Annotated in this window: 16 protein-coding genes; 8 read left to right on the forward strand and 8 right to left on the reverse strand. The window is 53.8% G+C overall.

The genetic code is table 11. The features are described 5' to 3' along the window. Positions 1–29: 29 nt before the first annotated feature. Both lptG and lptF read right to left on the reverse strand, forming a co-directional pair. Positions 30–1,112, reverse strand: a complete 1,083-nt coding sequence (gene lptG / locus ACT9TW_RS02455; protein ID WP_315686951.1) for an LPS export ABC transporter permease LptG — start codon at positions 1,110–1,112, stop codon at positions 30–32. Then, positions 1,112–2,212 carry an LPS export ABC transporter permease LptF gene (gene lptF, locus ACT9TW_RS02460; protein WP_182062685.1) on the reverse strand — a complete coding sequence of 367 codons (1,101 nt, stop codon included), beginning with the start codon at positions 2,210–2,212 and terminating at the stop codon, positions 1,112–1,114. Before lptF ends, lptG begins: the two co-directional genes overlap by 1 nt. Positions 2,213–2,478: 266 nt before the next feature. Between lptF and pepA the strand changes: the two genes are divergently transcribed. The 5 genes from pepA to ahr all read left to right on the forward strand — a co-directional run bounded on the left by pepA (position 2,479) and on the right by ahr (position 9,137). Then, complete coding sequence (pepA, locus tag ACT9TW_RS02465) at positions 2,479–3,990, forward strand: leucyl aminopeptidase (protein WP_182062686.1); 1,512 nt, start codon at positions 2,479–2,481, stop codon at positions 3,988–3,990. 118 nt (positions 3,991–4,108) lie between these two features. Further along, entirely contained in the window at positions 4,109–4,552 is a 444-nt protein-coding gene (holC, locus tag ACT9TW_RS02470; RefSeq protein ID WP_182062687.1) for a DNA polymerase III subunit chi, read from the forward strand. Continuing rightward, on the forward strand, positions 4,552–7,407 hold the full coding sequence (locus ACT9TW_RS02475) for a valine--tRNA ligase (RefSeq protein WP_315686954.1): 2,856 nt from the start codon (positions 4,552–4,554) through the stop codon (positions 7,405–7,407). Before holC ends, ACT9TW_RS02475 begins: the two co-directional genes overlap by 1 nt. 123 nt (positions 7,408–7,530) lie before the next feature. Further along, complete coding sequence (locus ACT9TW_RS02480) at positions 7,531–8,034, forward strand: GNAT family N-acetyltransferase (protein WP_315686955.1); 504 nt, start codon at positions 7,531–7,533, stop codon at positions 8,032–8,034. Between the two features lie 83 nt (positions 8,035–8,117). Beyond that, on the forward strand, positions 8,118–9,137 hold the full coding sequence (ahr, locus tag ACT9TW_RS02485; protein WP_446491593.1) for an NADPH-dependent aldehyde reductase Ahr: 1,020 nt from the start codon (positions 8,118–8,120) through the stop codon (positions 9,135–9,137). Between the two features lie 92 nt (positions 9,138–9,229). Here ahr and ACT9TW_RS02490 read toward each other — a convergent pair whose 3' ends face one another. Then, positions 9,230–10,876: a dihydroxyacetone kinase subunit DhaK gene (locus ACT9TW_RS02490; protein WP_446491594.1), complete on the reverse strand. Its 1,647-nt coding sequence runs from the start codon at positions 10,874–10,876 to the stop codon at positions 9,230–9,232. Between the two features lie 137 nt (positions 10,877–11,013). Here ACT9TW_RS02490 and ACT9TW_RS02495 point away from each other — a divergent pair, with 137 nt between their 5' ends. Beyond that, the gene (locus tag ACT9TW_RS02495) at positions 11,014–12,516 is read left to right on the forward strand and encodes a helicase HerA-like C-terminal domain-containing protein (RefSeq protein WP_446491595.1); all 1,503 of its coding nucleotides are present in this window, start codon (positions 11,014–11,016) and stop codon (positions 12,514–12,516) included. 83 nt (positions 12,517–12,599) lie between these two features. On the opposite strand, the gene ACT9TW_RS02500 is transcribed toward ACT9TW_RS02495, so the two are convergent. From ACT9TW_RS02500 to ACT9TW_RS02510, 3 genes are all read right to left on the reverse strand, one after another. Further along, positions 12,600–13,256 carry a T6SS immunity protein Tli3 family protein gene (locus tag ACT9TW_RS02500; RefSeq protein WP_446492668.1) on the reverse strand — a complete coding sequence of 219 codons (657 nt, stop codon included), beginning with the start codon at positions 13,254–13,256 and terminating at the stop codon, positions 12,600–12,602. A gap of 72 nt (positions 13,257–13,328) precedes the next feature. Then, the gene (locus ACT9TW_RS02505; protein WP_446491596.1) at positions 13,329–15,497 is read right to left on the reverse strand and encodes a T6SS effector phospholipase Tle3 domain-containing protein; all 2,169 of its coding nucleotides are present in this window, start codon (positions 15,495–15,497) and stop codon (positions 13,329–13,331) included. Positions 15,498–15,858: 361 nt separating this feature from the next. Further along, on the reverse strand, positions 15,859–16,791 hold the full coding sequence (locus ACT9TW_RS02510) for a TIGR01212 family radical SAM protein (RefSeq protein WP_446492669.1): 933 nt from the start codon (positions 16,789–16,791) through the stop codon (positions 15,859–15,861). Positions 16,792–17,477: 686 nt separating this feature from the next. Between ACT9TW_RS02510 and gltB the strand changes: the two genes are divergently transcribed. Continuing rightward, positions 17,478–21,938 carry a glutamate synthase large subunit gene (gene gltB, locus ACT9TW_RS02515; RefSeq protein WP_315686958.1) on the forward strand — a complete coding sequence of 1,487 codons (4,461 nt, stop codon included), beginning with the start codon at positions 17,478–17,480 and terminating at the stop codon, positions 21,936–21,938. A 9-nt stretch (positions 21,939–21,947) separates the two neighbouring features. Continuing rightward, on the forward strand, positions 21,948–23,366 hold the full coding sequence (locus ACT9TW_RS02520; RefSeq protein ID WP_315686959.1) for a glutamate synthase small subunit: 1,419 nt from the start codon (positions 21,948–21,950) through the stop codon (positions 23,364–23,366). 43 nt (positions 23,367–23,409) lie between these two features. Here the strand turns inward: ACT9TW_RS02520 and ACT9TW_RS02525 are convergent, their stop codons facing one another. After that, positions 23,410–24,084 (reverse strand): DUF1120 domain-containing protein, encoded by a 675-nt coding sequence (locus ACT9TW_RS02525; RefSeq protein WP_315686960.1) that lies wholly within the window; start codon positions 24,082–24,084, stop codon positions 23,410–23,412. Between the two features lie 131 nt (positions 24,085–24,215). After that, entirely contained in the window at positions 24,216–24,887 is a 672-nt protein-coding gene (locus ACT9TW_RS02530; protein WP_256458816.1) for a DUF1120 domain-containing protein, read from the reverse strand. Between the last annotated feature and the right edge of the window lie 18 nt (positions 24,888–24,905).

Raw genomic sequence — 24,905 nt, forward strand, 5'->3', positions numbered from 1 at the left:
GACGGGCCGGGAGCGAGGAGAAGCATTTATCAGGAACGTTTCAGAAGCAGCCAGAGGCTGATCAGCAGGAAACTGGCGCTTGGCAACAGTGCACCGATAATTGGCGGGATGCCATAAACCAGCGTCAGCGGGCCAAAGATCTGGTCGAGAACGTAGAACACGAATCCGCAGCTAATACCGGTTACGACGCGAACCCCCATCGGCACGCTACGTAACGGCCCGAAGATAAACGACAGCGCCATCAGCATCATAACCGCAACGGACATCGGCTGGAAAATCTTGCTCCACATATTGAGCTGATAACGCCCGGCGTCCTGGCCGCTCGATTTCAGGTATTTCACGTAATTATGCAGACCGCTAATGGACAGCGCATCAGGATCCAACGCCACCACACCCAGTTTGTCCGGGGTAAGGTTGGTCTTCCATGTATCAGAAACCGTCTGAGAGCCGGTGATCTGTTTCGGGTCTTTGAGGTCTGATTCATCAACCTGTGATAAGCGCCATTGCTTATGCTCGGGATCAAACTTCGCGGAGGATGCGTGACGCACAGACTGCAAACGACGCTGGTCGTTGAAAGCGTAAATACTCACACCGCCCAGTTCATCATCGCCTTTCACGCGTTCAATGTAGACAAAGTTATTGCCATCTTTTGCCCACAGCCCTTGCTGGGTCGAGAGCAATGAGCCACCGTACATGGCCTGCGCACGATAGTTGCGCGCCATCTGCTCACCCTGCGGCGCCACCCACTCGCCGATCGCCATGGTCAGCAGCACCAGCGGGATAGCAGTTTTCATCACCGAGAGGGCAACCTGCAAACGGGTAAACCCGGAAGCTTGCATCACTACCAGCTCACTGCGCTGCGCCAGCATCCCCAGGCCAAGCAGTGCGCCTAACAGAGCGGCCATTGGGAAGAAGATCTGGACATCTTTTGGCACGCTAAGAAGGGTATACATCCCCGCGCCCAACGCGTCGTAAGTACCCTGCCCGGCTTTTTTCAGCTGGTCGACAAATTTAATAATGCCGGAGAGCGACACCAGCATGAACAAGGTCATCATGATGGTGGAGAAAATCGTTTTACCGATGTAGCGGTCGAGAACGCCAAACGCCTGCATTACAACGCTCCTTTACGCGAGAATCGGGCACGAATGCGGCGCACCGGCACCGTATCCCACAGGTTTAATCCCAGCGCCAGCAGGATATACAAACTGTTGACCACCCACGTCCAGACCATTGGATCAAGTTTACCCTTCGCACCATTCGAACGAATCGAGGTTTGCAACAGGAAGTAGACCAGATACAGCAGCATCGCCGGCAGCATAGAAAGCACGCGGCCCTGACGCGGGTTAACCACGCTCAGCGGAACGACAATCAGCGCCATCATAAACACGGTGAATACGAGAGTAATACGCCAGTGGAATTCTGCGCGTGCCCTGTCGGTATCGGTATTCCAGAGCGTGCGCATATCCATCTGTTCGGTATCGCCTGGATCAAGCGCAACCGCCTGGTGACCAATAATGGCCTGATAGTTCTGGAAATCCGTAATACGGAAATCGCGAAGCATCGCGGTGCCTTCAAAACGGGTGCCTTTATTCAGCGTAACTATCTGAGAACCATCTTTACGCTGAGCCAGCTGGCCTGAATCGGCCACAACCACTGACGGGCGAGCATTGCCTTTCGTGCGCAGCTGCGCGAGGAATACGTCATTGAATTTGCTGCCATCAACGCTTTCGATGAACAACACAGAGTTACCGTCGGTGGCCTGCTGGAACTGCCCTTGCGCTAACGCCGCCATACCTGGGTTGGCTTTGGCTTCGGCCAGCACTTCATCCTGATGACGAGAGGACATCGGGCCCGCCCACATGACATTCACTGCGGCAACAATCCCGGTAAATAGCGCCAGTACCAGGGCGGCCTTCACCAGCACGGCTTTACTCAAGCCGCAGGCGTGCATGACCGTGATTTCACTTTCGGTATAGAGTCTACCCAGCGTCATGAGCAAACCGAGGAAAAGGCTAAGCGGCAGAATGAGCTGCGCCATCTCCGGGATCCCCAGCCCAAGCAGGGAAAGCACCAGATTCGTTGGAATTTCGCCGTCAACGGCCGCACCGAGGATCTTCACCAGCTTCTGACAGAAGAAGATCAGCAGCAGGATGAACAGGATCGCCAGTTGGCTTTTGAGCGTTTCCCGCACCAGATATCTTATGATTATCACTTTAAATACGCCCGTAAAAACCCGTCTTTTTGCTGGAAAATCGCTTGTTTCATGGCTTAAACGTCATTTATTCTCTTGAGTCGTCGAAATCATCGCTAAGATTAAAAAACCCGGCGGATTCACGCTTCAGGATATTTTCTGACGTGTCGAAACCGTAATAACGTAAGATTAACACGAAGTCACCACAACAGCGGACATGAGTTACGAAAGGTTTCAATTCTATCCGTAGCAGCCGCCGTTGTCTTTAAGATTCAGGAGCGTAGTGCATGGAGTTCAGTGTAAAAAGCGGTAGCCCGGAGAAACAGCGGAGTGCCTGCATCGTTGTGGGCGTCTTTGAACCACGCCGACTCTCCCCGATCGCCGAACAACTCGATAAAATCAGTGACGGCTATATCAGCGCCCTGCTGCGCCGTGGCGAACTGGAAGGCAAACCTGGGCAGACGCTGTTACTGCACCATGTTCCGAACGTGCTGTCCGAGCGCATTTTGCTGATTGGTTGTGGTAAAGAGCGCGAACTGGATGAACGCCAGTACAAGCAGGTTATTCAGAAAACCATTAACACGCTGAATGATACCGGCTCAATGGAAGCAGTCTGCTTCCTGACCGAACTGCACGTCAAAGGGCGTAACACCTACTGGAAAGTGCGTCAGGCCGTTGAGACGGCAAAAGAGAGCCTGTACAGCTTTGATCAGCTAAAGACCAACAAGAGTGAGCCACGTCGCCCGCTGCGTAAAATGGTCTTTAACGTCCCCACCCGCCGCGAACTGACCAGCGGCGAGCGCGCCATCCAGCACGGTCTGGCGATTGCGGCCGGTATTAAAGCCGCTAAAGACCTTGGCAACATGCCACCGAACATCTGTAACGCGGCATACCTGGCTTCCCAGGCACGCCAGTTGGCTGACTCGTACAGCAAAAACGTCATCACCCGCGTGATTGGCGAACAGCAGATGAAAGAGCTGGGGATGCACTCTTACCTTGCGGTAGGTAACGGCTCTCAGAACGAATCGCTGATGTCGGTCATCGAGTACAAGGGCAACCCGTCTGAAGAGGCGCGTCCGGTTGTGCTGGTCGGTAAAGGCCTGACCTTCGATTCCGGTGGTATCTCCATCAAACCTGCCGAAGGCATGGATGAGATGAAGTATGACATGTGCGGTGCGGCGGCTGTTTACGGCGTGATGCGCATGGTTGCAGAGCTTCAGTTGCCAATTAACGTCATCGGCGTGCTGGCTGGCTGTGAAAACATGCCTGGCGGTCGCGCGTACCGTCCGGGTGACGTGCTGACCACCATGTCCGGCCAGACCGTTGAAGTGCTGAACACTGACGCAGAAGGCCGTCTGGTGCTGTGCGATGTGCTGACCTACGTTGAGCGCTTCGAGCCAGAAGCGGTTATCGACGTCGCAACACTGACCGGTGCCTGCGTGATTGCACTGGGTCACCACATTACCGGCCTGATGTCGAACCACAACCCGCTGGCACACGAGCTTATCGGCGCGTCCGAACAAGCCGGTGACCGCGCGTGGCGTCTGCCGCTGGGCGACGAGTACCAGGAACAGCTGGAGTCCAACTTTGCGGATATGGCGAACATCGGCGGCCGTCCGGGTGGTGCTATCACCGCGGGCTGCTTCCTGTCGCGCTTTACCCGCAAGTACAACTGGGCACACCTCGACATCGCGGGCACCGCATGGCGCTCCGGTAAAGCCAAAGGCGCAACCGGTCGTCCAGTTGCGTTGCTGTCGCAGTTCCTGCTCAATCGTGCGGGTTTTAACGGCGAAGAGTGATGTAAAACGCCGGGTGGCGGCTTCGCCTTACCCGGCCTACAACGTCACTCAACCGTAGGCCGGGTAAGCATAGCGCCACCCGGCTTTGCATTTAAATCCACGACAAGAAGCCCCATATATGAAGAATGCAACGTTCTACCTTCTGGACAACGACACCCATCAGGATGGCTTAAGCGCCGTTGAACAACTGGTGTGTGAAATTGCCGCAGAACGTTGGCGCGCAGGCAAACGCGTTCTGATTGCCTGTGAAGATGAGCAACAGGCGATTCGCCTGGATGAAGCGCTATGGGCGCGCCCGCCGGAGAGTTTTGTTCCGCATAATTTGTCTGGCGAAGGGCCGCGCGGCGGCGCACCGGTCGAAATTGCCTGGCCGCAGAAGCGCAACAGTAGCGCGCGTGATGTGCTGATTAGCTTGCGCATCGATTTTGCAGATTTTGCCACCGCTTTCACAGAAGTGGTAGACTTTGTCCCTTACGAAGAATCTTTAAAACAACTGGCACGCGATCGTTACAAGGCGTACCGCCTGGCTGGTTTTAACCTGAATACGGCAACCTGGAAATAATGGAAAAGACATATAACCCACGCGATATCGAACAGCCGCTTTACGAGCACTGGGAACAGCAGGGCTATTTCAAGCCTAACGGCGATGAAAGCAAAGAGTCCTTCTGCATCATGATCCCACCGCCGAACGTCACCGGCAGTTTGCATATGGGTCATGCTTTCCAGCAGACCATCATGGACACCATGATCCGCTACCAGCGTATGCAGGGTAAAAACACCCTGTGGCAGGCGGGGACTGACCACGCGGGTATCGCGACCCAGATGGTCGTTGAACGTAAAATTGCTGCGGAAGAAGGTAAAACTCGTCATGACTACGGTCGCGATGCCTTCATCGACAAAATCTGGCAGTGGAAAGCAGAATCCGGCGGCACGATCACCCGTCAGATGCGCCGTCTCGGTAACTCCGTGGACTGGGAGCGCGAGCGCTTCACCATGGACGAAGGTCTTTCCAACGCTGTTAAAGAAGTGTTTGTCCGTCTGTACAAAGAAGACCTGATTTACCGTGGCAAACGCCTGGTAAACTGGGACCCTAAACTGCGCACCGCTATCTCTGACCTGGAAGTGGAAAACCGCGAGTCTAAAGGCTCCATGTGGCATATCCGCTATCCGCTGGCTGACGGCGCGAAAACCGCAGACGGTAAAGATTACCTGGTTGTTGCAACGACCCGTCCTGAAACCCTGCTGGGTGATACCGGCGTGGCCGTCAACCCGGAAGATCCACGCTATAAAGATCTAATCGGCAAATTCGTGGTGCTGCCACTGGTTAACCGCCGTATTCCGATTGTGGGCGACGAACACGCCGACATGGAAAAAGGCACCGGCTGCGTGAAAATCACCCCGGCGCACGACTTTAACGACTACGAAGTGGGTCGTCGTCACGCCCTGCCAATGATCAACATTCTGACCTTCGACGGTGATATCCGTGAAAGCGCAGAAGTGTACGATACCAAAGGCGAAGAAACTGACGTTTACTCAAGTGACATCCCGGCAGAATTCCAGAAGCTGGAACGTTTTGCTGCACGTAAAGCCATTGTTGCTGCTGTTGACGCACTGGGCCTGCTGGAAGAAATCAAACCTCACGATCTGACCGTGCCGTACGGCGACCGTGGTGGCGTGGTTATCGAGCCGATGCTGACTGACCAGTGGTACGTGCGTGCCGACGTGCTGGCGAAACCGGCTGTTGAAGCGGTTGAAAATGGTGACATTCAGTTCGTGCCGAAGCAGTACGAAAACATGTACTTCTCCTGGATGCGTGATATTCAGGACTGGTGTATCTCCCGTCAGCTGTGGTGGGGTCACCGCATCCCGGCATGGTACGACAACGAAGGCAATGTCTACGTTGGCCGTACGGAAGACGAAGTGCGTCAGGAAAACAACCTGAGCGCGGATGTTGCCCTGCGTCAGGATGAAGACGTGCTGGATACCTGGTTCTCCTCCGCGCTGTGGACCTTCTCCACGCTCGGCTGGCCAGAAAACACCGATGCGCTGCGTCAGTTCCACCCAACCAGCGTGATGGTTTCCGGCTTCGACATCATCTTCTTCTGGATTGCCCGCATGATCATGATGACCATGCACTTCATCAAAGACGAAGACGGTAAGCCGCAGGTTCCGTTCCATACCGTTTACATGACCGGTCTGATTCGTGACGACGAAGGCCAGAAGATGTCTAAATCCAAGGGTAACGTGATTGACCCGCTGGATATGGTTGACGGTATCTCTCTGGAAGACCTGCTGGAAAAACGTACCGGCAACATGATGCAGCCGCAGTTGGCTGAGAAAATCCGCAAGCGCACCGAGAAGCAATTCCCGAACGGGATTGAACCTCACGGTACCGACGCCCTGCGTTTCACCCTGGCGGCACTGGCTTCAACTGGCCGTGACATCAACTGGGACATGAAGCGTCTGGAAGGTTACCGTAACTTCTGTAACAAACTGTGGAACGCCAGCCGCTTCGTGCTGATGAACACCGAAGATCAGGATTGCGGCTTCAACGGCGGCGAGATGACCCTGTCTCTGGCCGATCGCTGGATCCTGGCCGAGTTCAACCAGACGGTGAAAGCGTTCCGCGACGCGCTGGACAGCTACCGCTTCGATATCGCTGCGGGCATCCTGTACGAATTCACCTGGAACCAGTTCTGTGACTGGTATCTGGAGCTGGCGAAACCGGTCATGAACGGCGGTACTGAGGCGGAACTGCGCGGTACGCGTAATACGCTGATTACCGTACTGGAAGGTCTGCTGCGTCTTGCGCATCCGGTCATTCCATTCATCACCGAAACCATCTGGCAGCGTGTGAAGGTTATTGCTGGCATCAACGCAGACACCATCATGCTCCAGCCATTCCCGGAATTCGATGCAGCCCGTGTTGATGAAGCCGCAGCGGCCGATACCGAATGGCTGAAACAGGCGATCGTTGCTGTGCGTAACATCCGTGCAGAAATGAACATCGCGCCAGGTAAACCGCTTGAGCTGCTGCTGCGCGGTTGCAGCGAAGCTGCCGTTCGTCGTGTCACCGAGAACAACACCTTCCTGCAAACCATGGCGCGTCTGGAAAGCATCACCGTGCTGCCTGCTGATGACAAAGGTCCGGTATCCGTGACTAAAATCATCGACGGCGCAGAACTGCTGATCCCGATGGCTGGCCTTATCGACAAAGACGCTGAGCTGGCTCGTCTGGCGAAAGAAGTGGCGAAGGTCGATGTGGAAATTGGCAAAATCGAAAGCAAACTGGCGAACGAAGGCTTTGTTGCCCGCGCGCCGGAGGCGGTCATTGCCAAAGAGCGTGAGCGTCTGGTTGCCTTCGCTGATGCCAAGACCAAGCTGATTGAGCAGCAGGCTGTTATCGCAGCTCTGTAATGCTTTTACCCCTTACGCTTCAGGGCGTAAGGGGTTTCCTTCCTGAAATATCCTCGCTTGCACTCACCTTTATGCGGTGCTATTAACAGCAGATGAGTGTCAATTTTTGTCATGAGTAATGCTATGAGCGTGATTATCCCCGTCGCGACCAACATGCGTCGGATCACTGAGCAGGACAACCCGGCCATCGCCTCGGTTATCCGTGAAGTTTCGGCAGAGTACGGACTGACCGCCGATAAAGGCTATACGGTTGCCGACCCCAACCTGGACGAGTTGTTCCAGCTATACAGCCAGCCGGGCCATGCCTACTGGGTTATCGAGCAGGATGGCAAGGTCGTGGGCGGTGGCGGAGTTGCACCACTCAGCTGTAGTGAGCCGGATATCTGTGAGCTACAGAAAATGTATTTTTTGCCTGCGGTCCGTGGACAAGGCCTGGCAAAGAAACTGGCGCTGATGGCCTTTGAACACGCGCGTGCTCAGGGTTTTAAACGCTGCTACCTCGAAACAACTGCCTTCCTCAAAGAAGCTATCGCCCTGTATGAACATCTGGGCTTTGAGCATATTGATGCGCCGCTTGGCTGCACCGGCCATGTTGATTGCGAAGTCAGAATGCTGAAAGCTCTGTAAATTTCGTTCCGGCCGTCTTCTGTTAAGCGACTGTAAACTGAATGCTCTACACTCTCAGTTCACACCATAACGGGGGAAAAACGATGTCGAAGATAAAAAGCTACGCCGCACCGCAGGCAGGTGCTGAGCTTGAACTGTACGAGTATGATGCAGGCGATTTAAGAGCTGAAGACGTCGAAGTGCAGGTTGATTACTGCGGTGTCTGCCATTCAGATCTCTCCATGATCGACAATGAATGGGGCTTCTCCAGCTATCCGCTGGTTGCCGGCCACGAAGTGATCGGACGCGTCGTCGCCCTCGGAACCGCTGCGCAGGATAAAGGCCTGAAGATCGGCCAGCGCGTGGGCATTGGCTGGACGGCACGCAGCTGTGGTCACTGTGATGCCTGTATCAGCGGCAATCAGATCAACTGCCTCGAAGGCGCTACGCCTACCATCCTGAACAAAGGCGGTTTCGCCGATAAACTGCGCGCCGACTGGCAATGGGTTATTCCACTGCCGGACAGTATTGATATCGAATCCGCAGGCCCGCTGCTGTGCGGCGGCATCACGGTGTTCAAACCACTGCTGATGCACCATATCACCGCCACCAGCCGCGTCGGCGTGATCGGTATTGGCGGTCTGGGCCATATTGCTATCAAGCTGCTGCACGCAATGGGCTGCGAGGTCACGGCATTTAGCTCTAACCCGGCGAAAGAGAAAGAAGTGCTGGCGATGGGTGCCGACAAAGTGGTGAACAGCCGCGATCCTGAGGCACTGAAAGCGCTCGCGGGTCAGTTTGATTTGATCATCAACACCGTCAACGTCGATCTTGACTGGCAGCCGTACTTCGAAGCGCTGGCCTACGGCGGTAACTTCCACACCGTCGGTGCCGTGATGAAGCCACTGCCGGTTCCGGCGTTTACACTGATCGGCGGGGATCGTAGCGTGTCTGGCTCGGCCACCGGTACACCATTCGAGTTGCGCAAGCTGATGAAGTTTGCCGGACGCACCAAAGTGGCACCAACCACTGAGCTGTATCCGATGTCGAAAATCAATGAAGCTATCCAGCACGTTCGTGACGGTAAAGCCCGTTACCGCGTGGTGTTGAAAGCGGATTTTTGATGTGATATTGCCGGGGAATGTGCGGCCTGATGCCCTCACCCCAACCCTCTCCCACGGGGAGAGGGCGCAAACACTAAAAACGGTAACGGTTGTTACCGTTTTGCTTCTGCCATGGCCTTAAACACCTCTGCCACCGCCACAGCCCCCGGATCCATCACCCCTTCCAGATTCTCTTTATTCACATACGACGAACGCCCAGCCCCGGCTTTCACCATGTTCGCCGTTGCCTCTGCACCCTGTTTCGCCGCCCGTGCCGCCGCATGAAGATCGCCTTTCTGCAATGTCTCCAGCGCCGGTTGCAGGGCATCGATCAGCGTGCGATCGCCAAGATCAGCCCCGCCGTACTGCTTCATCTGGGCAAGCCCGCTCTGCAATGCCTGCGGCAACGGTTGCCCGTCATGCAGTTTCTGCCCGGCGGCGGTGAAGAATATCGACATTAATACGCCACTCGATCCGCCCATTACCGTTGCCAGCCGCTCCCCCACCAGCAACAACAGCGCCGGCAGATCGTTAAGCGGAAGTTTCCCCGCGTCAAGATACTGCGCAATTTCCCGCGCGCCTTGCGCAAAGGTCGAACCGGTATCGCCATCGCCGACTTTTGCATCGAGGGCATTCAGCCGGTTTTCCAGCCGGGAAAGCGTGTCCGTTGCCGCCGACACATATCCCGCCACCTGTGGATTTTCCGACGGGGTATATTCCACGCGGTCATGAATGGCGCTGTGCGCAACGCTACGCAATGGTGCAAACGCCACTGGCTTCTGCCAGCCCAGCGTCTCGACGTCTTCATGGAGCGCTTTTTCGAACAGGTCGTTAAGCTTCAACAGCGACAGGGAAAATCCTTTCATATCCAGCGAGCTCACCAGCAGCGCCGGGCCAATCAGCCAGGCTATCTGATCTTTCAGCGCGGAATACGCCAGCTCTTTGGTCAGCAGCGCCATCTCCAGTGCCGACACGCCGCCGAGGTTATTGATCAGCACCGCAAACCGCCCTTCACCGGCCCGTGCTTTCAGCGCGTTGACCAGCGTGTCGATAATCTCTTTGCTGTTTTGCGTATCAACAACCGATGCTCCCGGTTCGCCGTGTATACCCAGCCCCAGCTCGATATGGCCCTTTCTGATGCGCCCCTCTTCATCGTCGCTTCCCGGCAGGTTGCAGGTCTGCATTGCCACCCCCAGACTCCAGAGGTTGTCACAGGCCTGTTGCGCAATGTCCCGTACTTCACCCAGCGATTTACCGTGCTCGGCCGCGTAACCCGCAATCTTGTGAACCAGCGCCGTACCCGCAATGCCGCGCGGCTGTTTGTTATCCGGCAGGGCGATGTCATCGGCGACAATCACCATTTCGACCTTCAGGCCATAGCGTTTGGCTTTTTCCGCCGCCAGGCCAAAGTTAAGGCGATCCCCGGTATAGTTTTTGACAATCAGCAGGCAGCCCCGGTCGCCCGTCACCGCTACAATGGCATTCAGCACCGCATCCACGCTGGGAGAAGCAAACAGGTCCCCACAAACTGCCGCCGTTAGCATCCCTTTCCCGACAAACCCGGCGTGAGCCGGCTCATGCCCTGAACCTCCGCCAGAAATAATCGCCACACGGCTCTTATCCCAGTCACTGCGTGCAACCACACGAATGGCCGGGTCGATATCGAGTTTGACGAGGTTGCCGTGCGGAGCAGAAATCAAAATGCCTTCAATGGCGTCGTTGACCAGTTGTTTGCGGTCGTTAAAGAAGAATCTGGACATAATTTCCTGAAATGTTGTGAACCGTATGCAAAAGCATAGTCCGCACTGGATAATGCGCCGCAAAGTAAGGAATTTACTGAGTCATAGTGCCGCCAGGTTGCCTATACTCCACCCAGGACAAAGAGAGGACGTTCATCATGAGTACACCACTGTTAATTGCCCGGACGCTGGATAAAGAACTGTTTTTGCTGCCTGCAATGGCGAACCGCCACGGCTTAATCACCGGCGCCACCGGGACGGGTAAAACCGTCACCCTGCAAAAGCTGGCAGAGTCCCTTTCAGAAATTGGCGTTCCGGTCTTTATGGCCGATGTAAAAGGCGATTTAACCGGGGTAGCTCAGGAAGGCACGGCATCAGAAAAGCTCATCGAGCGGCTGAAAAATATTGGCATCACTGACTGGGAGCCACATAAAAACCCGGTCGTCTTGTGGGATATCTTTGGCGAGAAAGGTCATCCGGTACGGGCGACGGTGTCCGACCTTGGCCCTTTGCTGCTGGCTCGCCTGCTTAATCTGAACGATGTGCAGTCTGGTGTACTGAATATCATCTTCCGTATCGCCGATGACCAGGGGCTGCTGTTGCTTGATTTCAAAGACCTGCGCGCCATTACCCAATACATCGGCGACAACGCCAAATCGTTCCAGAACCAGTACGGCAATATCAGCAGCGCTTCCGTGGGTGCCATCCAGCGCGGGTTACTGACCCTTGAGCAACAGGGTGCTGAGCATTTCTTCGGTGAGCCCATGCTGGATATCAAAGACTGGATGCGAACTGACAGTAACGGCAAAGGTATCATCAATATTCTGAGTGCAGAAAAGCTGTATCAGATGCCGAAACTCTATGCCGCCAGCCTGCTGTGGATGCTCTCCGAACTTTACGAACAGCTGCCGGAAGCGGGCGATCTCGACAAGCCAAAGCTGGTGTTCTTCTTTGACGAGGCCCACCTGCTGTTTAACGATGCGCCGCAGGTACTGCTGGACAAAATTGAGCAGGTTATCCGCTTGATCCGTTCTAAAGGGGTTGGCGTGTGGTTCGTTTCGCAAAACCCGTCCGATATCCCCGATAACGTGCTCGGGCAGCTTGGCAACCGCGTACAGCACGCTCTGCGCGCCTTTACGCCGAAGGACCAGAAAGCGGTCAAAGCGGCCGCCCAGACCATGCGGGCTAATCCGGCATTTGATACCGAAGCCGCGATTCAGGCATTAGGTACCGGTGAAGCGTTAATCTCATTCCTGGATGCGAAAGGCAGCCCGTCTGTGGTAGATCGCGCGATGGTCATCGCTCCTTACTCCCGCATGGGGCCAGTCACCGACGATGAGCGCAACGGTCTGATTAACAACTCGCCGGTTTACGGAAAGTATGAAGACGAAGTGGATCGTGAATCGGCGTTCGAGATGCTGCAAAAAGGGGTACAGGCAACCACGGAATCACAGAATACCCCCACCACCAGTGCCCAGCCTTCTGCCGTGGATGACGGTATTCTGGGTGGGCTGAAAGATATTCTGTTTGGTAGCACCGGGCCGCGCGGGGGTAAACGCGATGGCGTAGTTCAGACGATGGCAAAAAGCGCCGCGCGACAGGTCACCAACCAGATTGTACGCGGCATGTTAGGGAGCCTGTTAGGCGGTCGCCGCCGGTAGACTGGAGTAAGTAAAAACGCCCCAAGCTAGCCTGAGATTCGTTTGTTTGAATACATTCCCGGTTGGGAACGTATTCAAACGCCTCAGTCCTTATCCATATCGCAGCGCATGTGATCCCAGCCGGTATAATTTTTTACTTCCGGTACCTTATCAGGCTGTCCTTGCCAGTTGATTTTAAATTGCTCAATACTGCCCGGAAGCCCTTCTTTGGTCATGTACACCATGCCCCATGCGGCACCGGGAGAGCGCGGCTCAATCCGCTGGACTGTTCCATCTTCCAGTCGATAAGTCACCCCCGGTCCCCCTGCTGCCAGACGCGGGTCATCATAGGGCTTGGATGACATGTACAGCCTGTGCTTGGTTTGCAGAAATCCCTGGTCGTTTACGACAGTGAAAGAAAGCACGTCTTTGTAATACGGCGCATTGCTTCCGTCTGGCTCATTCGGGCCACGCATCGATGCCCCCCCTCTTTCCCATGTTTTTCCATAATCTTTTGAGACAGTAAAGCCACCCGTGATCGTATCCCACCATGGAATGGCGATATATTTCTCCGAAGGATGAACAAATGGTCTGGTGAAAATTTGATAAAACTGATAGGCAATTTGTGAGTGAATATTACGTTGTTTATCGATAAACCAAAGCTCACCTTCGCAATTCCAGCCTTTCAGTTCCAGGTAGCGGTGGTCGTCAAAACGATATACTATCTGAGTAGGACGGGTATCTGCGGCAGGCTGATTCATCGCCCAGGTGACCACAATACCGATAACTAATACTAACCATAAGATAAAAAATTTCCGGCTCATGCGGCATCCCTATTTTTCGCTAATTTGGCTAAGACTTAACGCCCGTGGCATATCCCATTGCAAAATATTTTTTTCCTCGAAACTGGCTGACTTGACAATTCCCATATCAATTTCCAACCTATTACGTTGATTAGGTCGTGTCCCTGCATAATCATTCACCACCCCAAAACATCCTTTCGGAAGTACATTTTGGGGCTTATTCATAAAATCTTTAGTATTTTCCTTATTAAGGTGTCCCGTTTTGTAATAATCGGTTGCATAGCTATTTTTATTCAACGGATCCCCCCAATCCGCACGATGCAAAAGATCCTCCCAAAAACGGCCTGCCTTAAAATCAAATGATTTGCATTGACCAATTGCCAAATCAAAAGCCATAGCATGGGATGGCGCAAATTCACTCATCACAATAGACGAATGCTGGCTGTACCCTACGGGATCGGCTTTCTTCCATTCCTCTTCCAGCTCATCACGGTTTTTTAGCCACACCAGCGTCAGGTTTCTGAACGTATCGACGCCCGACACAACCCCCTGAATAACCTTGTGCTTTCGTTCATAGCTCATCCCTTTCAACTCGTCTGGAGTCAGTGAATGGCCTGGCTTCATCGAGGGATAATAATATTTATCCATGGGAAACATGGCTGAGGCTGTTCTGCTCAGGGAATGGGCTTTAGCAGAATACGAAATGTAAGCATCCGGGCTGTCTGGATCGATATAGGCTTCATAGGGGGTATCGCAAGTTCTCGGGTCGTTATCCTTTCGGTTTCTCTCGCCCTGTAATTCATAGACGAATGGTTCCGGTAATTCTTCGCCATTTACAACGACATCACGAGCAGAGTAAACCGCGTTCGTCACTGAACTGTATTTCGCATCCCCGTTCTGTATCGCGGGCGGTTCAAAGCGCGTTCCGTCTGGCGGGAGACCGACCTGACCGTGCTGATAAAAGACCCGCTGATACAGGTTTGGAATATCACTGGCGATGTTTTGCAGGATCCCCCGCCAGCCAATGCCCTGAATGTTTTTCAGAGATACCGTCCCGTCGTTCGGGCAGAAATAGTTATACACCTTACCGTTGTTGTCCCGACGATACCGCGCATCCTGCCGCAACGGGTTATCCGACGGTTTTCGTAATGTGCACGCGGCCTCCATCGCCAGTAGGTTAGCCTCGGACACCTCGCCACCTTTGTACTGCGTCGCCATCAGGGCACAGAAATTGCTGAACGTCTGCTGACGGGCCGCGCTGGTCTGGTGATGCCCGGATTGTGCGTTTTCTAACATTCGTTCTCCCAGCGAATAGGGGGAGTGGTTCAGGATGGTACAGTTAACGGGATCGTAGCCAGCCTGCTTTACCAGCATATTGGCCAGCATCGTAATAATAGTGCCCTGGCTGTGCGCCACGATATTAATCACATCCTTCGTTGTGACAGGTTCCTGGCGGATTTGAATAATCAAATCCGCCAGCCGCTGGGCGGCAAAAAACTGGTAGATGCGGTGCGGGTTGGGAAAGATGGGGTGGGTAAAATCGCCGCCATTTGCATGCAACGTCATAAAACCAGTGGCAGCGACGGCAACGCCACCGGCACCCGGGCCAAGCATGTCCGGTATATTGGTGGTTGCATTGGCAAATGTGCCACCGCCTTTGGCAAAATTGATATCGAGCGCATTTTTAAAGCAGTCGTTCTGAAAAGCGAGCGTCCCTTTACTGTCATTACCCAGCGCGGCCTTCTTGGTTTCGTCGTCTTCCTGATAGGCGTCGTAAGGGATGTGGGCATCGCTGCCAAGCTTTCCGACTTCGTCCCGATAAAGCTTCTGGTCAGCGCGCCACTCCTCATGCGTGACCGGCTTATAGCCCCAGTAAAAGGGGATAATGGGAGAACGACCAGGCTCACATATTTTCTTTTGCGCCTCTTCGTTGTGCGACATGATGAAATCTTTCCACTCGTGCGCATACAGGTCTGAACGGTTCAACCGCTTGCTTAACCCGGCAATAATACCTTTTTCCTGATTCTGATAAGCTTCCCCAACATCATTCACACCGTGCACCAGAATCACAATGCATGGCATTGGTCGTGGAACGCCGATACAGCGGGTTTGGGCTACCGGCCCCAGACCTTTGTGAACAGGAATATCATTTTCTGAAATAACGCGCGGGCAATACGGGCTTTTTTTTACGCCTGTCATCAGTCATTCTCCAGATAGAGAATCGCAATGATGGAACCAAAACAGCAGGAATTATCGACCATACAAAATATCCTTTTTAGAGTGGCGATGTAAAACAGTACGCCTGTAACGTACGAAATTAAATATGCAATAAAATATCAATGATAATCACAGAAAACCGCATTACTCATGCGGCGAATGAAAAACGGGGGAGTGAGGGTGAGTTCATTTCGATATTAATAGCTTGACGCTTACTCACGACAGAAGTGCAGGCTAACTCAACGGGTTTTAATTGATAAAGCTCATCAAATAAATGAATAACGAAATTCATTTATATTGATGAGCTTTTATTAATACTATTCATGTTAATTATTATAAAACGCTAGCGCTCAAAAAAAGGAACCCACGGCCTACCCAGTGCCGATCCCTGTACTCCCTGTTCATGTAGATAGCGGTCAATTTCCACCATCCCCGTCCAGCGGTTCTCACACCAGAGCGGTGCCAGAAGCGTTGGACGGCGGGCGCTGGCGGAGATACGGTGATAGATAATCTCCGGCGGCGTGTGGCGAATCATCTCCCCTGCAGTGACCGTATATTCATCCAGCTCAATGCCATTTAACCGCCCCGCTTCCCAGGCTTTCGCCATGATGCTGCCCTTCACGATATGCAGCGGATGCAGCTTGATACCGTCCACGCCCGTCTCAACCACCTTTTCCAGCGTCTCCAGCCCGTGCTGCTGCCCTTCTCCTGGTAAACCGACAATCAGATGCGAGCAGACTTTCAGCCCGCGCTCACGGGCAAGGCGCGTCGTTTTTTGATAGCAGGCGAAATCATGCCCGCGATTAATCCGGTGCAGCGTTTTGTCATGTGCGGTTTGTAACCCCAGCTCCAGCCAGATTTCATACCCCTGCTCTTTGTATTCGCAGAGCAAATCGAGCACGGCCTCCGGTACACAATCCGGGCGCGTGCCCACACACAGCCCCACGATATTGGCCTGGCTGACGGCCTGCTGATACATCGAGCGTAACACCTGCGCTTCCGCCCAGGTGCTGGTGTAGGCCTGGAAATAAGCCAGATATTGCTTTGCGCGGTTCACCAGGCTGGCCTGATGTGAAAGCTGCTCGGCAATGGAGTGGTGCTGCTGGGCCTCGTCGGCAAAGGAGGCAACGTTACAGAACGTGCAGCCGCCACGCCCGATGGTGCCATCGCGATTCGGGCAGCTAAAACCGCCGTGCAGCGTCAGCTTATGAACCTTTTGCCCATAGCGTTGCAAAAGATCCCCACCAAACATATTGACTAATTTCTGTAACTGCATAATCTGATAGACCGTCCCGAAGAAAGGGGACAAGCCTGCCATTTTTAGCCTCTGTCGGCGATGACCTGGATCAATCGCCCTGGACGGCCTTTATCCATTTGAATAAATAATCAAGATTACTGCAATTTCATTCACAGCAGGCGTGATTACTTTTCCTTATGTTCAGACTGTTTTTTTCATTAATGCTATCAACACTGAAAAACAGTGTCTTTATGCGGGTTTACAGCCAGAACCAGATTAAAATCCTGCTAAAAAATCACTATTCAGCACGCTGCATTGATAATACCGCTTTCATATAGTGAGTCAGATCACACTCCGCGGTGACTCCTCAGGACGTTTAGTAGATGTAAAAATAGTTAAATATCTTTTACATTCAAATATTTAATACCTCTTTAGCACATTTTTGTATAAATAAGATTGCCATTTGACCTGTGTACCAATTCCCGATAAGTTGGAAATCCGCTGGAAGCTTTCTGGATGAGCGGCCTGCTCATCATATTTATGCAGTAATTGAGATTCCCTCTGAAGCAAGTCCTCAAACTTGTTTACCTGCGCGAAAGGATGAAAAGAGGGCGAATGCGAGGTACGCGTATGAAACGCAAACCCCGTCGCCATGCTCTTTCTGTGCCTGTGCGCCACGGTAAAGTTCAGTGGGAAGCCCGACGAGCCTGGGGAGGTTCACTGATATGTTGTACGATAAATCCCTTGAGAAGGATAACTGTGGTTTCGGCCTGATCGCCCACATAGAAGGCGAACCTAGCCACAAGGTAGTGCGTACTGCTATTCACGCACTGGCCCGAATGCAGCACCGTGGTGCAATCCTTGCCGATGGTAAAACCGGTGATGGTTGCGGCCTGCTGCTGCAAAAACCCGATCGTTTCTTCCGTATCGTTGCGGAAGAACGCGGCTGGCGTTTAGCCAAAAACTACGCTGTCGGGATGCTGTTCCTGAATCAGGATCCTGAAAAAGCGGCCGCCTCACGCCGCATCGTCGAAGAAGAACTTCAACGTGAAACCCTGTCGATTGTCGGCTGGCGCAATGTGCCAACCAACGAAGGGGTGCTCGGTGAAATCGCCCTCTCCTCGCTGCCTCGTATTGAACAGATTTTTGTTAACGCGCCTGCGGGCTGGCGTCCACGTGATATGGAACGCCGTCTGTTTATCGCCCGTCGCCGCATTGAAAAGCGTCTCCAGGAAGATAAAGAGTTCTACGTCTGTAGCCTCTCTAACCTGGTGAACATCTATAAAGGTCTGTGTATGCCGGCTGACCTGCCGCGCTTCTACCTGGACCTGGCGGACCTGCGTCTGGAATCGGCCATTTGCCTGTTCCACCAGCGCTTCTCCACCAACACCGTTCCACGCTGGCCGCTGGCTCAGCCGTTCCGCTATCTGGCACACAACGGCGAGATCAACACCATTACCGGTAACCGCCAGTGGGCACGCGCCCGTACCTATAAGTTCCAGACTCCACTGATCCCTGACCTGCATGATGCAGCGCCATTCGTCAACGAAACCGGCTCTGACTCCAGCTCAATGGATAACATGCTGGAACTGCTGCTGGCAGGCGGGATGGATATCGTTCGCGCCATGCGTCTGCTCGTGCCGCCAGCCTGGCAGAACAACCCGGATATGGATCCGGAGCTGCGCGCGTTCTTCGACTTTAACTCCATGCATATGGAGCCGTGGGATGGCCCGGCGGGTATCGTGATGTCCGACGGTCGTTTTGCTGCCTGTAACCTGGACCGTAACGGTCTGCGTCCGGCGCGCTACGTCATCACCAAAGACAAACTGATCACCTGCGCCTCTGAAGTCGGTATCTGGGATTACCAGCCTGATGAAGTGGTCGAGAAAGGCCGCGTTGGCCCGGGTGAACTGATGGTTATCGACACCCGCGGTGGGCGTATCTTGCACTCCGCCGAAACCGATAACGACCTGAAAAGCCGCCATCCGTACAAAGAGTGGATGGAGAAAAACGTGCGTCGCCTTGTGCCGTTCGAAGACTTGTCTGATGAAGATGTTGGCAGCCGCGAAATGGACGACGACACACTGGCGAGCTTCCAGAAACAGTTTAACTACAGCGCTGAAGAGCTGGATTCCGTTATCCGCGTGCTGGGTGAAAACGGCCAGGAAGCCGTTGGCTCCATGGGCGATGACACGCCGTTTGCCGTGCTCTCCAGCCAGCCACGTATCATTTACGATTACTTCCGTCAGCAGTTTGCGCAGGTTACCAACCCGCCAATCGATCCGCTGCGTGAAGCACACGTGATGTCACTGGCCACCAGCATCGGTCGCGAGATGAATGTCTTCTGCGAAGCCGAAGGCCAGGCGCACCGTCTGACCTTTAAATCACCGATCCTGCTGTACTCCGATTTCAAACAGCTCACCACCATGAAAGAGGAGCACTACCGCGCCGACACGCTCGATATCACTTTCGACGTGACGAAAGCGAGCCTCGAAGAGACGGTGAATGCCCTGTGCGACAAAGCCGAACAGATGGTGCGTAATGGTACCGTTCTGCTGGTGCTGTCCGACCGTAATATCGCGAAAGACCGCCTGCCGGTGCCTGCGCCAATGGCCGTGGGTGCTATCCAAACGCGTCTGGTCGACAAGAGCCTGCGCTGCGACGCCAACATCATTGTTGAAACCGCAAGTGCGCGTGACCCGCACCACTTTGCCGTGCTGTTAGGCTTCGGAGCGACCGCAATTTACCCGTACCTGGCCTACGAAACACTGGCTCGTCTGGTCGATACCCGCGCTATCGACAAAGAGTACCGTGCAGTGATGCTGAACTACCGTAACGGCATCAACAAAGGCCTGTACAAGATCATGTCCAAAATGGGCATTTCGACAATTGCCTCTTACCGCTGCTCGAAGCTGTTCGAAGCCGTTGGCCTGCACGATGACGTGGCGAACCTGTGCTTCCAGGGCGTGATCAGCCGTATCGGCGGGGCCGGTTTTACTGACTTCGAACAAGACCTGGCGAACCTGTCAAAACGCGCCTGGCTGGCACGTAAACCGCTGGATCAGGGTGGCCTGCTGAAATACGTTCACGGTGGTGAATATCACGCCTACAACCCGGACGTGGTACGCACCCTGCAACAGGCTGTACAGAGTGGCGAATACAGCGATTATCAGCAGTACGCTGAGCTGGTTAACAACCGCCCGGCGGCGACGCTCCGTGACCTGCTCGCAGTGAATCCAGGTGATGAAGCCGTCAGCATCAACGAGGTTGAGCCTGCGACTGAGCTGTTCAAACGCTTTGATACCGCGGCAATGTCTATCGGTGCTCTTAGCCCGGAAGCCCACGAAGCACTGGCGGAAGCCATGAACAGCATCGGCGGGAACTCAAACTCCGGCGAAGGCGGCGAAGATCCTGCGCGTTACGGCACCAACAAAGTGTCCCGTATCAAGCAGGTGGCATCCGGTCGCTTTGGCGTTACGCCAGCGTATCTGGTCAACGCCGACGTCATTCAGATTAAAGTCGCTCAGGGTGCTAAACCGGGCGAAGGCGGTCAGTTACCGGGTGATAAAGTCACGCCGTACATCGCCAAACTGCGCTATTCCGTGCCGGGCGTGACGCTGATCTCCCCGCCACCGCACCACGATATCTACTCTATCGAGGACTTAGCGCAGCTGATTTTCGACCTGAAACAGGTCAACCCGAAAGCGATGATCTCCGTGAAGCTGGTTTCTGAACCGGGCGTCGGCACCATCGCAACCGGTGTGGCAAAAGCCTATGCCGACCTGATTACCATTGCCGGTTACGACGGTGGTACAGGTGCAAGCCCGCTCTCCTCCGTGAAATATGCGGGTTGCCCGTGGGAACTGGGTCTGGTGGAAACCCAACAGGCTCTGGTGGCAAACGGTCTGCGTCACAAGATCCGCCTGCAAGTGGATGGCGGTCTGAAAACCGGTCTGGATATCATCAAAGCGGCGATCCTGGGCGCTGAAAGCTTCGGCTTCGGTACCGGTCCAATGGTCGCGCTGGGCTGTAAATATCTGCGTATTTGTCACCTGAACAACTGCGCAACCGGTGTTGCGACTCAGGACGAGAAGCTGCGTAAGAACCATTACCATGGTCTGCCGTTCAAAGTGACTAACTACTTTGACTTTATCGCCCGCGAAACCCGCGAGCTGATGGCGCAGCTGGGCGTGAAACGCCTGGTCGACCTGATTGGCCGTACCGACCTGCTGAAAGAGCTGGAAGGTTTCACTGCCAAACAGCAGAAACTGGAGCTGTCTAAGCTGCTGGAAACGGCCGAGCCTAAGGCGGGTAAAGCGGTGTACTGCACCGAGAACAACCCGCCGTTCGATAACGGTGTGTTGAACGCACAGCTGCTGCAACAGGCAAAAGCGTACGTGGATGACAAACAGAGCAAAACGTTCTGGTTTGATATCCGCAACACCGACCGTTCTGTTGGCGCGTCGCTCTCTGGTTACATCGCTCAGACACATGGCGACCAGGGCCTGGCTGCCGATCCAATCACCGCGCACTTCAGCGGTACTGCGGGTCAGAGCTTCGGCGTGTGGAACGCAGGCGGCGTTGAGCTGTACCTGACTGGCGATGCTAACGACTATGTGGGTAAAGGCATGGCGGGTGGTCTGCTGGCGGTACGTCCTCCGGTGGGTTCAGCCTTCCGTAGCTGTGATGCGAGCATCATCGGTAACACCTGTCTGTACGGGGCAACCGGTGGTCGTCTGTTCGCTGCAGGCCGTGCAGGTGAACGTTTTGCCGTGCGTAACTCCGGTGCTATCACCGTTGTGGAAGGCATTGGCGATAACGGATGTGAATACATGACAGGCGGGATTGTTTGCGTACTGGGTAAAACCGGCGTGAACTTCGGCGCAGGCATGACGGGCGGTTTTGCTTACGTCCTGGATGAAGACGGTGAGTTCCGCAAACGCGTGAACCCGGAGCTGGTGGAAGTGCTGGACGTTGAAACGCTGGCCATCCACGAAGAACACCTGCGTGGTTTGATTACCGAACACGTGCAGCATACCGGTTCTTCGCGCGGTGAAGAGATCCTGGCGAACTGGCCTGCGTTCTCAGCGAAATTCGCGCTGGTTAAACCGAAGTCCAGCGATGTTAAAGCCCTGTTGGGTCACCGTAGTCGTAGCGCAGCAGAGCTGCGCGTGCAGGCGCAGTAAGGAATTCAGATGAGCCAGAACGTATACCAGTTTATCGACCTGCAGCGTGTTGATCCGCCAAAGAAACCGCTGAAGATCCGTAAAATTGAATTTGTTGAAATCTACGAGCCGTTTTCAGAAGGCCAGGCCAAAGCACAGGCAGACCGCTGCCTGTCCTGCGGTAACCCTTACTGCGAATGGAAATGTCCGGTACACAACTACATCCCGAACTGGCTGAAACTGGCCAACGAAGGGCGTATTTTTGAAGCCGCCGAGCTGTCTCACCAGACTAACACCCTGCCGGAAGTGTGCGGCCGCGTGTGTCCTCAGGACCGTCTGTGTGAAGGCTCATGTACGCTGAACGACGAGTTTGGCGCGGTGACCATCGGTAACATCGAACGCTATATCAACGATAAAGCGTTCGAGATGGGCTGGCGCCCGGATATGACCGGCGTGAAGCAAACCGACAAACGCGTGGCGATCATCGGTGCAGGCCCGGCGGGCCTGGCTTGTGCGGACGTCCTGACCCGTAACGGCGTGAAGGCGGTGGTCTTTGACCGTCACCCGGAAATCGGTGGTCTGCTGACTTTCGGTATCCCGGCCTTCAAGCTGGAAAAAGAGGTGATGACCCGTCGCCGTGAAATCTTCACCGGCATGGGCATTGAGTTCAAGCTGAATGTGGAAGTGGGCCGCGACGTGCAGCTCGACGATCTGCTGAAGGATTACGATGCGGTCTTCCTGGGCGTGGGCACTTATCAGTCCATGCGCGGTGGTCTGGAGAACGAAGAAGCGCCAGGCGTATTTGACGCCCTGCCGTTCCTGATTGCTAACACCAAGCAGATTATGGGTTACGGCGAAACGGCCGATGAGCCTTTCGTCAGCATGGAAGGCAAACGCGTTGTGGTGCTGGGCGGTGGTGATACCGCGATGGACTGCGTGCGTACCTCCATTCGTCAGAATGCAACTCACGTTATCTGTGCTTATCGCCGTGACGAAGAGAACATGCCAGGCTCCAAACGCGAAGTAAAAAACGCGCGTGAAGAGGGCGTGGAGTTCCAGTTCAACATCCAGCCTCTGGGTATTGAAGTGAATGCCAACGGTAAAGTGAGCGGCGTGAAGATGGCGCGCACTGAGATGGGCGCACCGGATGCAAAAGGCCGTCGTCGCGCTGAAATCGTGGCAGGCTCCGAGCATGTGATCCCGGCAGACGCGGTAGTGATGGCGTTTGGTTTCCGTCCTCACAGCATGGAGTGGCTGGCGAAGCACAGCGTGGAGCTGGACTCGCAGGGCCGCGTGATTGCACCGGAAGGCAGCGATAACGCGTTCCAGACCAGCAACCCGAAAATCTTCGCCGGTGGCGATATTGTTCGCGGCTCTGACCTGGTGGTCACCGCGATTGCCGAAGGGCGTAAAGCGGCCGACGGTATTCTGAACTTCCTGGAAGTGTAAGAAAGATGCCCGGCACAGCCGGGCATCTTTTTTTTGAAATCTGTTATAGATAAATCAACGTAAACGTTGCCTGCCCGTCGATTTGGGTATCGTCAGTAATGGCAAGCGTGGTCGTGTCCTGAATCGCCATCACGGTACTCATTGGAAGTACGGCCGTAGTAAATGCCAGTGGCGTCGTTTGACCCTTTGCAGCAACAGAGACAATTCTTGTTCTGTTATACATCACTTCACCCACCCCCAGATCTTCCCACGTGGTTCCCTGATCCGCGCTGTAAATTATACGTCCAGCAGCACCGTCTATTGTCATGCTGCTTTCCCTGACGTTCATACTGTAGTTTCCGATATTCACCCCGCCTGCGGTTTTATTTATGCCGAAAAGTTTGTCAGTATCAATAACATCTCTTGAATCATTTGTACCATTTTTAACTTTAATATCGGCTAATGTCCCTGCCCTGTCATCATTCACAGAAAACGCCATTTTAGACGGAGTAACGCAGTTGATTGTCAGCGTGAAATCTTTTTTACCCAACTGATTCGTTTCAGTCGCAGATAATTCACCAAGATGAATCATCCCATAATCTACAACGCCGCCATTGCTCATTTCAGGAACACACGCTGAATTCGTTAACGTTCCCTGAAGTTTCAATACAGCCGTTTCTGCAGAATATGCCGTGTTAATACTGACAGCGAGTGTAGCCAGTAACATAAGTTTTTTCATTTGTTAATCCTTAACATTGTTGTTAGCTATAATTGATTTGTCCTGATGATTTCATTTACTTACAGCCAGCCTGAACAAATCTCGTTAGCGTCCTTAGAAATGTCCAGAAATTTCTTGCCGGACTCATACTTTTACAGATAACGCAGTGTGAAAGTTGCCTGACCATTAATGGCAGTATCATCAGTCACTGCCAGGGTTGTTGTATCCTGAATGGTTCCACGAATAGAAAGCGCAAATGTTGCGGTTTTAAATGCCACAGGTTCCGTCGTTCCTGTCTGAGCCGCAGTATACCAGGAATAACCGTCGTTACGTTGCGCATTTCCCGATGTATTCCAGACATTACCCCAGTCAGTATTGTGGGTAATTAAAAGTCCTGAAATACCATCATAGACAGGTGCGGTATCAATACGAATAATATAGTTGCCTATGTTAACACCGCCATCGGTTTTACCCATGCCGAAAGTCAACGTATTCGCTGGGGTAGCAAGGTCTGAACCAGCATTGACAGGCAAAGCAGGTGATGGACGGCTCGATGCCTGATTGTCCATACCATCCCATGCAACTTTGGTTGCAGAGGTGCAATTTATTGTTAAATCGATAGTTTTATTCGGAAGAGAGTTAACGCTTGTTGCTGACAACTCACCAAGGCGAAGGGTTCCATAATCAACAACCCCCCCATTACTTAGCGTCGGCGTACAGGCGGCATTTGTTAATGTCCCGGTAACTTTCAGTACCGCAGTTTCTGCTGCCATTGCCGAGTTTACGGTAAGCGCTAATGCACTTAAAAATAATACTTTTTTCATTTACTACTCCTTATGTTT

Source organism: Enterobacter sp. C4G1 (genome assembly GCF_052886895.1).